The following is an 8,513-nucleotide window of genomic DNA, read 5'->3' as shown; positions in this document are numbered from 1 at the left end:
CGGCTGTGGATCCATGCCGTGTCACTGGGCGAGACGCGCGCGGCCAGCGCCCTCATCACGGCCCTGCGCGGGCGCGAGCCCGGCCTGCGCCTGCTGCTGACCCATTCCACGGCAACCGGCCGCGAAGCCGGCCAAGCCCTGCTGCGCGAGGGTGATGCCCAGGCCTGGCTGCCCTACGACACACCCGGCGCCGTGCGCCGCTTCCTGCGCCATTGGCAGCCCAAGGTCGGCGTGTTGATGGAAACCGAGGTCTGGCCGACATTGCAGCGTGAAGCCGAAAGGGCCCGGGTGCCCATGGTGCTGGCCAACGCGCGCCTGTCGGAGAAAAGCCTGCGCCAGGGCCGGCGCCTGGCGGCACTGATGCGGCCGGCGGCACGCCGCATGACGCTGGCCCTGGCCCAGACCGAGGCCGACGCCGAACGCATCCGCGCGATGGGCATGGCCCGTGTCGAGGTGGCCGGCAACCTGAAGTACGACATCGCGATGGACCCGGCCCTGATCGCCCGCGGCAAGGCCTGGGCGCAGCGCCTCGGGCGCCCCGTGCTGATGCTGGCTGTCAGCCGCGAGGGCGAGGAAAAAGCGCTGCTCGACGAGTGGGTCAAGCTGCCCGCCCCTCGTCCGCTGCTGGCCATCGTGCCCCGCCACCCGCAGCGTTTCGACGAGATTGCGGCGCTCATTCAGGCTGCCGGCCTGACGCTGGCGCGCCGCAGCCAGTGGGGCGATGAGCCGCCGCCCGAGGCCCTCACCGTCGACGTCTGGCTGGGCGACTCCATGCGCGAGATGCCGCTGTACTACGGCCTGGCCAGCGTCGCGCTGCTCGGCGGCAGTTTCGCGCCGCTGGGCGGCCAGAACCTCATCGAGGCCGCGGCCTGCGGCTGCCCGGTGCTGGCGGGGCCGCACACTTTCAATTTCGCCGAGGCGACCGAGCTGGCCATTGCAGCGGGTGCGGCCAGACGCTGTGCCGATCTGTCCGACGCCGTCGCCCAGGGCCTGACACTTTGTGGGGACACTGTGTCACGGCAGACCATGGCGGCACGGGCGCAAGCCTTCTCCCGGGCGCACCAAGGGGCTGCCGCCCGCATGGCGGCGGCCCTGCTTTCAATCATTCCCTGACGGCCATGACGACCTATTCCGGTGAATGCCTTTGTGGCCGGGTAAAGCTGGCCGCCCGAGGCGAACCGCTGCGCGTGGGCATCTGCCATTGCATGGACTGTCGCAAGGAGAGCGGCTCGGCCTTCACCTTCTACGCCGTCTGGCCAGCCGGCCAGTTCGAGCATGAAGGCGACACCGCCGAGTTCCGCGGCCAGCGCTTCTGCCCTCGCTGCGGCTCGCGGCTGTTTTCCCTCGACGACCAGGAGGCCGAGATCAAGCTCGGCATCCTGTCGCAGGCGCCCACGCCCCTCGTGCCGAGCTACGAGCTCTGGGTCAAGCGCCGCGAGCCCTGGCTTCAGGCCGTCCCGGGCGCCGAGCAGTTCGACGAGAACAGGGGCTGAGCCCCGGGATCAACTGCCCTGGGTCCAGCCGCCGCCCAGCGCCTTGACGAGTTGCGCCGTCGCCGCCCATTGCGCGCCGCGCAGCTGGGCCAGGGCGCGCTCGGTGGCGAGCGGCGTGCGCTCGGCCTCGGTCACGTCCAGATAGCTGACGGCGCCCTTGTCATAGCGGCTCTTGGCCACGTTCAACGCCTGGCTGCTGGACGCCAGCGTGCGGTTCTGGGCGTCCACGACGGTCGCGCGCCCCTGCAGTTCGGCCAGCGCGTCGTCGACCTCGCGCAAGGCCTGCAGCATGCGGCTGCGGAAGGCGGCGAGAGACTCGTCCACCGAGGCCCTCGCGCCGGCGAGGTTGGCCTTGTTGCGGCCGCCTTCGAAGATGGGCAGCGAGATGCTCGGACCGATGTTGTACAGGCGCGCTGGCGCGGAGATCAGCGAGTCCAACTCCTTGCTCTGGTAGCCGAAGCTGCCGGTCAGGCGGATGGACGGGTAGAAGGCGGCCTCGGCAATGCCGACCTGGGCCGTCGCGGCATGCAGCTGCGCCAGGCTTTGTGCCAGGTCAGGACGGCGTTGCAGCAGCTCGGACGGCAGGCCGGCGCGGATCTGCGGCGGTGCCGCCATCGGTGACGCCCGCAGCTTCAGCTCGGCCGCGGCCTGGCCGGTCAGCGCGGCGATCTGGTTGGCCACCAGCGCCTGGCGGCGCGGCAGGTCGGCCACGTCGGCGTCGGCCGAGGCCAGTTCGGCGCGCACGCGCTCCAGGTCCTGCGTCGTCGAGGAGCCCGCGTCGAAGCGGGTCTGCGCGACCTTGAAGGCGTTGGCGCGGCTGTCGCGCAGGCGTTGCAACGCTGCGGCCTCGTCGGCCAGCGCGCGCCACTGCCAGTAGGCGGCGGCGACGTCGGCGGTCAGCGCGACGCGGGCGGCGGCAGCGTCGAGCGTGGAGGCATCCAGCTGGGCTTGCGAAGCTTCAGCCTGGCGCTTCACGCGGCCCCAGAGGTCCAGCTCCCAGCCGATGGAGGCCTGCACACCGGTCTGGGTGCCGTCGAAGGTGATGGCCTGGCCGCCCAGCACCGGCGTCGTCACCGACTTGGCGGACGTGCGCAGGTTGGTGACGCTGCCGCCGACGTCGACGCGGGGCAGCTCGTCCGCCTTGGTCGCACCGAACACGGCGCGCGCCCGCTCGACCCGCGCCGCCGCGGCGGCCAGCGTCGGGCTGGCCTGCAAGGCCTGGGCTTCGAGCGCATTGAGCTGGGCGTCGCCGAACATCAACCACCAGTCGCGCTGCAGTTCGGCGCCGGCCACGGGTGCGGCGGCACGGTAGGCCGCAGGTGCGTTGGGGGCCGGGGCCTGGTAGTTGGGGCCGAGCGTCGTGCAGGCGGCCAGCGAAGCTGTCAGAAGCAGCGAAAACGAGAACTTTGCATTCATCTCTATCTCCGAACGGGAGTGCATGACCAAGCGGCAGCCGTGGAACCGGCTTTGCCGGGCCACTGGCTGCGCCCCCTTGAGGGGGAGCGCGAAGCGCAACGGGGGTGGGCCATCAATGTGCGGCTTCGGCGGCGCCTGCGCCACCGAGCACCTTCTTGCTCATCCAGACGATGAACACGCAGCTGATCAGCGCGATGCCCAGGATCAGGAAGGCGTCGTTGTAGGCCATGACGAAGCTGTCGCGGCGCACGACGTTGTCCAGGGCCTTGATGGCCATGTCCTGGGCGGTCGCGARGTCGGCGCCCTTGGACGCAAAGTTCTGTGCCAGCGTGTCCAGGCGAGCCTGCGTGGCGGGGTCGTAAAGGCTGATGGACTCGCCGACGCGGGCGCTGTGCAGGTGCTCGCGGTTGGTCAGCAGCGTGGCCAGCGTGGCGATGCCGACCGAGCCGCCGAGGTTGCGCATCATGTTGAACATGCCCGAGGCGCTGGGCAGCAGGTTGGGCGGGACGCCGTTCACCGCGAAGTTGGTCAGCGTGATCATGATCAGCGGCTGGCCCAGGGCGCGCACGATCTGCGCGAACAGCAGCTCGGGGCCGGCCGTGTCGACGCTCATGTGGGTGTTCATGAAGCACGACGTGGCGAACAGCGCCAGGCCCACGCTCATCATCACGCGGTTGTCCAGCTTGGTGGACAGCTTGGCCGCGAACGGCATGATGAAGAGCTGCGGCAGGCCCATCCACATGATGACGATGCCGATCTGCATCGGCGTGTAGCTGGCGATCTGGCCCAGGTACAGCGGCAGGATGAAGGCCGAGCCGTAGAGGCCCATGCCGGTCGCAAACGCAATGACGCCGGCGATCAGGAAGCTCGGGCGGCCGAGGATGTGCAGGTCGATGAAGGTGTTCTTGCGCGTCAGGCCGCGCCAGGCCCAGCCATAGATGCCGCCCACCGCCAGCACGGCGGCCGTGATGATGAAGGGGCTTGAGAACCAGTCCTTGGCATTGCCCTCYTCCAGCATCGCGGTCAGCGAACCCAGGCCGACGGCCATGAAGACGACGCCCCACCAGTCCACCTCACGCAGCAGCCGCAAGTTCATCGGCTCCTTGTCCAGGCCGATGCTGACGCCGAGCATCAGCAGGATGCCGGGTGCCCAGTTGATGTAGAAGATGCTGGGCCAGCCATACAGCTCGGTAAGGTAGCCGCCGACGGTGGGGCCCAGCGTGGGGGCCAGCGTGGCCGTCATGCCGAACAGGGCCAGGCCGATGGGGCGCTTATTCAGTGGCAGCTTGCGCGTGACCAGCGTCATCGCCATCGGGATCATGACGCCGCCGGTGAAGCCCTGGGCCGCGCGGAAGGCGATCATGCTTTCCAGGCTCCAGGCCATGCCGCACAGCGTGCTGAAGAGCAGGAACAGCGCGACATTGATGACCAGGTAGCGCCGCGTGGAAAACACCATCGACAGGAAGCCCGCCAGCGGGATGACGACGATCTCGGCGACGAGGTAGGCGCTGGAGATCCAGGAGCCCTCTTCCTGCGTGGCCGACAGCGCGCCGAGGATGTCCCGCAGCGAGGAGTTGGTGATGGCGATGTCCAGCACCGCCATGAAGGCACCCAGCAGGCTGGCCAGCACGGCCAGCCAGGTGCGGCCGCTGACCTTCTGGTCGGGCGGCGGGGGGAGGTAGTTTTCGTTGCCCATGTCAGGCTTACTCGGAAATTTCGACTTCCACCTGCACCGAGAGGCCCGGCACGATGCGTGTCGCGGCTTCACCCAGGCTCTTCAGGCTCTCGGGCTCGAAGACAACCTTGACCGGCACGCGCTGSACRATCTTGGTGAAGTTGCCGGTSGCGTTRTCSGGCGGCAGCAGCGCGAAGCTGGCGCCCGAGGCCGGGGCAAAGCTGTCGACATGGGCTTCCAGTTCCTTGCCCGGGAAGGCGTCGACCTTCACGTGCACCTTCTGACCCGGCTTCATCTTCGCGAGCTGGGTTTCCTTGAAGTTGGCGGTGATCCAGACCTCGGGCTCGACGATGGCCGCCAACTGCTGGCCGGCCTGCACGCGCTGGCCGACCTCGACCGTGCGCTTGCCGACGCGGCCGTCGCTGGACGCGCGCAGCTCGACATAGCCAAGCTGGTTCTGAGCGTCCTTCAGCAAGGCCTGCGTCGCACTCTTTTGCGCGTTGGCCGACTGGCGCGCGCTCTCGGCGGCGGCGATGGCTTCCTTGGCGGCCGAGGCGCCGGCCTTGCGGGCGGTCAGGTCGGCGCGGGCCACGTCGCGGGCGGCAAGCGTGGCATCCAGTTCCTGCTTGCTCGTGGCGCGCAACTCGGCGCCGAACAGCGCCTGGCTGCGCTTGGCGTCCAGCTCGGTGCGGGCCAGCACGCTCTCGGCCTGGGCGACCTGCGAGTTCGTCACCGCGGCCTGGGCCTTGGACTGGGCGATCTGCGCAGCTGTCGTTGCGATGGCCGCGTCGGCCTGCGCGATCTGGGCCTTCAGGCGCTCGATCTGCACGGCGGCGTCGGACGGGTCCAGGCGCAGCAGCACATCGCCGGCCTTGACCACAGCGTTGTCCTGCATGCGCATCTCGGTGACTACACCGGCCACGCGCGTGGCGACCGGGTGCAGGCGGCCGGCGACAAAGGCGTTCTCGGTCTCGACGAGATGCTGTGCGCGCCACCACATGCGGCCACCCAGGCCGATGCCGCCGATCAGCAGGATCGCGCCGACGATGAGCAGGGGCACGGGCGGGCCGCTCTTGGCAGGCTTCGGGGCAACGGTGTTGTCTTGCGGTGCATTCATGACAGGGTTTCCTTGTTGTTGCTTGAGGTTGTTCTAGGGCTGAGGCGGCCCATGCCGCCAGACTGGAATCGCTGCAGCGCGGCCACAACCYGGCCTTCGTTGCTCATGACAAAGGGGCCGTGGCGCACGACGGGCTCGAAAAGCGGCCGGCCGCAGAAGCAGGCCAGGCGCAGCGCCTCAGCGGCCACGATGCGGGCGCCGCCACCGACGGGCAGGCTGAGGGCGCGGCCGGTGGTCAGTGGCAGCTCGCCGGTGTGGCCGCTGCCGTGGATGGGGATGGCAAAACCCTGCTCACCCTCTGGCAGCACGAAATCGAAGGCGGCGCCGGTGTCGATGTCGACCAGCACCAGCGAGGTCGACCAGGGCAGATCGAGCGCGGTGTCGGCACCGAAGACCTGCACCGCCCGCCAGCCTTCACCCACGCGGCGCGGCATCTGCTCGGGCGACAGCCGCATGACGGTCGGCGCGCGCAGCTTCTGCTCGGCGGGYAGGTTGACGAAGATCTGCAGGCCATGGGCTTCGCGGCCCGCCTCGATGGGAAATTCGTCATGCATGACGCCCCGGCCGGCCAGCGTCCAGTGCAGGCCGCCAGGCAGGATTTCATGCTCGCCACCCAGGGAATCGCGGCTGCGCATGCCGGTGGCCGAGTCATCGAAGAGATAGGTCACCGCCGAGAAGCCTGCATGCGGATGCGGCGCAAACGCCGGCTCGGTCATGCGGAAGTGGTCGACCATGATGAAGGGGTCGAGCAGCGCCAGCGGCTCGCGCCAACCCTCGGCCTGGAAGCCGGCGCCGATGCGGTGCCTTTGGGGCTGGAGAAGACGGGCGGTTGACATGATGGCCGCGACTGTAGAGAGTTCCATTTATGGCGAATAGCCACAAAACTCAAACTCACCGTTCCGGAAACGAAACGAAACCAAACGAGAAACAGCGAGATAAACGACGCCATGAAGATCGACGACCTCTTGCTGCTGGCTCAGGTTCACAAGGCGGGATCGCTGTCCGAGGCCTCCCGCCAGCTCGACCTGCCCAAGGCAACCTTGAGCCGGCGCCTCACGGCGTTGGAGACCTCGGTAGCCGCCCGCCTCTTTGTGCCCGGCGCCAGCCGGCTGACGTTGACGGAGCTGGGCGAGCAACTCGCCGAACGCGCTGCCCGCCACGAAGAGGACATCGCCGAGACGCGCGAATGGCTGGCCTCACGCGATGCCACGCCCACAGGGCGACTGCGCGTGTCCGTGCCGGCCGAGTTCGCGATGCTGGTGCTGGCGGAAAGCTTTGCGCGCTTCGTACGCCGCTACCCCAAGGTGGAGCTGGAGGTGGACACGACGCCACGCCGTGTCGACCTTTTCAACGAGCCCTATGACGTGGCCGTGCGCATGGGCCCGGTGGACGAGCCCGACCTGGTGGCGCGCCAGTACATGCTGTTGGAGCGAGGCCTGTATGCCAGCCCGGTCTATCTGCAGGCCAGGCCCGCACCGCAGACGCCTGCAGACCTGGCCGAGCATGACTTCGTCGTGCTGACCCAGGGCAAGGGCATGTACCGCACGCTGCAGAACGGCAAGCAGACGGCCGAGGTGCATCCGGTTGGCCCGCTGGAAGCGAACTCCATCGGCCTGGTGCTGTCACTGACGCGCGCCGGCGGCGGGCTCGGCAGCTTTCCCTTCGGCATGGTGGCGTCGGACATCGCCGCGGGCACGCTGGTGGCGGTGCTGCCCGAGTGGCGCTTCGAGCCCCTGCCCGTGACGCTGCTGACGGCCAGCCGCCGGCTGATGCCGGCCAAGACGCGCGCTTTCATCGACCACCTGTTCGAGACTGTGCCCGAATGGGCGCATGTGAAGGGCGTGCTGGGGCCGGACGCGACGCCGCGGCGCAAGCCCTGATCAGGCGCCGGCCGGCCGCGCCACCTCCACCGCCGGGGCGGCGTACTCGACCTGTTCGATGCGAGCGATGAAGCGCGAGGCCGGCCTCGTGCTCAGTTCACCTGGGCAAAGAAGCTGCGGATGTCATCGATCAGCAACTGCGGCGCATCCGTTGCGGCGAAGTGGCCGCCCTCCGGCATCTCGGTCCACTGGCGGATGTTGCTGTGCGAACGCTCGGCAAAGGCCCGCACGGAGCGAAAGTCGTTCGGGAAGGAGGCGACCGCGGTGGGCGCCGCGTTGGGCAGCTCGCGGTAGCCGGCGCCGGTGCGGGCGTTCTCCAGATAGAACTCGGCCGCCTGGCCGCCGGTGGCCGTGAACCAGTACAGCGACACATGCGTCAGGAAACGCTCGCGATCCATCGTGGTGGCGGCCTCGCCCTCGAAGCCGAAGAAGAGCTCGGCATTCCAGGCCAGCTGCGCGACCGGTGAATCGACCAGGCCGAAGCCGAGCGTCGCCGGCCGCTTGGACTGGATCTCGGCGTAGCCGTTGTACTTCTGGAAGCGCGCCAGGTTGCCCAGGCCGGCCTTCTCGAAAGGCGACAGCTTCTCCATCTCGCCCGGCGCGCCGCTCGGGAAGGCAAAGATCTGCTGCAGGTGCACGCCCACCAGCCCTTGCGGATTCAGGATGCCCAACTCGCGGGTCACCAGCGCGCCGGCGTCGCCGCCCTGCGCGCCGTAGCGCTCATAGCCGAGGCGCTTCATCAGCACATCCCACGCGGCGGCGGTGCGGGCGGCGTCCCAGCCAGGCCCCGCCAGCGGCGACGAGAACGCGAAGCCAGGCAGCGACGGGATGACGAGATGGAAGGCCTGCGCGGGGTCGAGGCCATGGGCGCGCGGGTCGCTCAGCGGGCCGATCAGGTCGAGGAACTCGGCCACCGTGCTGGGCCAGCCATG

At 69.1% G+C, this 8,513-nt stretch carries 8 protein-coding genes; 3 read left to right on the top strand and 5 right to left on the bottom strand.

Annotated elements, in window-relative coordinates; translation table 11 throughout:
• Both AC1DU6_RS12900 and AC1DU6_RS12895 read left to right on the top strand, forming a co-directional pair.
• On the top strand, positions 1–1,113 hold a 1,113-nt coding region (locus tag AC1DU6_RS12900), incomplete at its 5' end, for a 3-deoxy-D-manno-octulosonic acid transferase (protein WP_477857588.1).
• A 5-nt stretch (positions 1,114–1,118) separates the two neighbouring features.
• Positions 1,119–1,493: a GFA family protein gene (locus AC1DU6_RS12895; RefSeq protein WP_457324006.1), complete on the top strand. Its 375-nt coding sequence runs from the start codon at positions 1,119–1,121 to the stop codon at positions 1,491–1,493.
• 9 nt (positions 1,494–1,502) lie between these two features.
• On the opposite strand, the gene AC1DU6_RS12890 is transcribed toward AC1DU6_RS12895, so the two are convergent.
• The 4 genes from AC1DU6_RS12890 to AC1DU6_RS12875 all read right to left on the bottom strand — a co-directional run bounded on the left by AC1DU6_RS12890 (position 1,503) and on the right by AC1DU6_RS12875 (position 6,564).
• Positions 1,503–2,909 (bottom strand): efflux transporter outer membrane subunit, encoded by a 1,407-nt coding sequence (locus AC1DU6_RS12890; RefSeq protein WP_457324007.1) that lies wholly within the window; start codon positions 2,907–2,909, stop codon positions 1,503–1,505.
• Between the two features lie 112 nt (positions 2,910–3,021).
• Positions 3,022–4,605: a DHA2 family efflux MFS transporter permease subunit gene (locus AC1DU6_RS12885; RefSeq protein ID WP_477857586.1), complete on the bottom strand. Its 1,584-nt coding sequence runs from the start codon at positions 4,603–4,605 to the stop codon at positions 3,022–3,024.
• Positions 4,606–4,612: 7 nt separating this feature from the next.
• Positions 4,613–5,701, bottom strand: coding sequence for an HlyD family secretion protein (locus tag AC1DU6_RS12880; RefSeq protein WP_477857584.1), 1,089 nt, complete (start codon positions 5,699–5,701; stop codon positions 4,613–4,615).
• Complete coding sequence (locus tag AC1DU6_RS12875) at positions 5,698–6,564, bottom strand: pirin family protein (RefSeq protein WP_477857582.1); 867 nt, start codon at positions 6,562–6,564, stop codon at positions 5,698–5,700. The genes AC1DU6_RS12880 and AC1DU6_RS12875 overlap by 4 nt, the downstream gene beginning before the upstream one ends.
• 84 nt (positions 6,565–6,648) lie before the next feature.
• Between AC1DU6_RS12875 and AC1DU6_RS12870 the strand changes: the two genes are divergently transcribed.
• Complete coding sequence (locus AC1DU6_RS12870; protein WP_457442387.1) at positions 6,649–7,581, top strand: LysR family transcriptional regulator; 933 nt, start codon at positions 6,649–6,651, stop codon at positions 7,579–7,581.
• A 92-nt stretch (positions 7,582–7,673) separates the two neighbouring features.
• Here the strand turns inward: AC1DU6_RS12870 and AC1DU6_RS12865 are convergent.
• The coding region (locus AC1DU6_RS12865) for an alpha/beta fold hydrolase (RefSeq protein WP_477857580.1) at positions 7,674–8,513 on the bottom strand (840 nt) is incomplete at its 5' end.

Source organism: Roseateles sp. P5_B10 (assembly GCF_056400485.1).
The sequence above is the reverse complement of the archived record's forward strand: the minus strand, read 5'-3'. Positions and strand labels throughout refer to the sequence as shown.